We start from the raw sequence: 1,337 nt of genomic DNA on the forward strand, positions 1-1,337 counted from the left end.
AAGCCTTAATAACACGCTTATCGCTAACAGTTTACCTGCTAGTGATAATCTGACTTTAGATTTTGATCAAGGTGTAGCAGATCTTGACGTTAGGCATTTAGATGCTGGACAAATATTGTCTATTAACTTTGAACATGAGGATGGGCTCAGTGAAACGCCACTTATGCAAGGTCTTATGTCTAATGCCTTTGTTGTCTCTCCTTCCTTGATTGAGTCGACTGTACCGAGCGCGCCAAGTTGTTCTTCTCCTTTTGGATCTTGCAGTGAGTTTGCAACGGTCGGTGATAATTTTACTCAGCAGCTTAGAGCTGTCTGCGCGGATGCAAGCGCAACAACGGCTGAGAGCTATATCAGTCCTTCGCCAATATCGTTGCGTAGTAATCTTATTGCACCGCTAAGTGGTGTTAATGCCAATGTTGCCGAGAGCAATGTGGCCTTTACATTGGCAGATGATGGTGTTGTGTCGGTGACGCAACAAATAGATGAGGTGGGGGTTTTCACTATGGAAGCCTATGCCGTGCCCGATTATGCGGGTGAAGTCGTCAGCGGTGGTACAAGTGGTAATGTTGGTCGGTTTATCCCTGATCGTTTTGATGTGAGCTTTTCCGTCACAGGAGGAAATTTTGCCCCAGCGTGTAATGTCGTTGGACTATCGCCCTTCACTTATATGAATCAGGCCTTTCAATGGAATACTGTCCCTGAATTGACGATAAGTGCTGTACGTGCTGATGGCACGATTACACAAAACTATGAAGGTGATTTTTGGCGCTTGGGTGCAAACCTGGAGCTAGATGAGTCTTGTGGTGGTAGTGTAGGCGTTAAGGGTTTTTGCTATACCGATAATGCAGCGACGGCGGCGACATTATCCTCGCCAGTTGGAGATATAAGTTATGGTGCGACAACAGATATTGATGGAACGCTTAGCTTACTTATCCACTCTAGTAACCCTAACTTCAGTTATGATCGACCTGCAGGGACCAATATCGTTCCTTTTGACGCAGATATTGATTTGGTCGTTACTTTGGAAGACGATGATGATGTGACAGGCACTAGTAATTTAGCAGCGCTTGGTTTCCAATTTAGCTCAGAATTACGGCAAGGACGGTGGAAAATGGAGAATGCCTATGGGCCTGATACTCAAGCGTTAAAAATGAAGGCTTACCCCCAATATTATTCTAGCGCCGGAACCTTTGTTGCCCATACTGATGATCAATGTACCGCAGTTGTTCCAACTGTTACACCTTTAGGTAGTGGTGCTACGAGCTTAGAAGATATTCTTGTGGGTTCAGAGTTAACTACCTTAAGTGTGAATGCTCCTCTCGATGATGCGCAAAATG

1 protein-coding gene is annotated in these 1,337 nt (G+C 45.1%); it reads left to right on the forward strand.

The window, feature by feature from the left end:
* On the forward strand, positions 1–1,337 hold a 1,337-nt coding region (locus tag A3763_RS29340), incomplete at both ends, for a DUF6701 domain-containing protein (RefSeq protein ID WP_197483166.1).

The sequence above is a fragment of the Oleiphilus sp. HI0128 genome (genome assembly GCF_001635365.1).